Origin of the sequence: Pantoea sp. GbtcB22 (assembly GCF_019091025.1) — a bacterium.
Lineage (GTDB): Bacteria > Pseudomonadota > Gammaproteobacteria > Enterobacterales > Enterobacteriaceae > Pantoea > Pantoea leporis.
In genome coordinates this window covers 1-246 of record NZ_JAGXKB010000592.1, presented here as the reverse complement: position 1 = coordinate 246, position 246 = coordinate 1, and the positions used below count along the sequence as shown (strand labels likewise).

Sequence of the window (246 nt, the reverse complement as noted above, 5' to 3'; positions counted from 1 at the left end):
AACGCCCTTCCAGAAAGTCTATCTCACCTTCAGACAAAGCATGACGAAATTGCCAGTTTAGGAGTTGTTGCAGAATAGCTTTTTTTAGGGGGAAAGGGGTAATGGAAACAGGTAAAGCAAGGAATTCTGGCCCTTTTACAACAATCAGACCGCGTAAGCGCGCAAACATCATCGTCATTCCCTGCAGAAAATTTCATCTATTTTGCCACATCTGACCGGCTTCGCCTCCACTGAGATCAAGGAAAT

General features: G+C 44.7%; 1 pseudogene. It reads right to left on the bottom strand.

Annotated elements, in window-relative coordinates:
- Window positions 1–169: pseudogene (locus tag KVT28_RS27975) on the bottom strand (SCP2 domain-containing protein); the annotation flags it as partial.
- Window positions 170–246 lie beyond the last annotated feature (77 nt).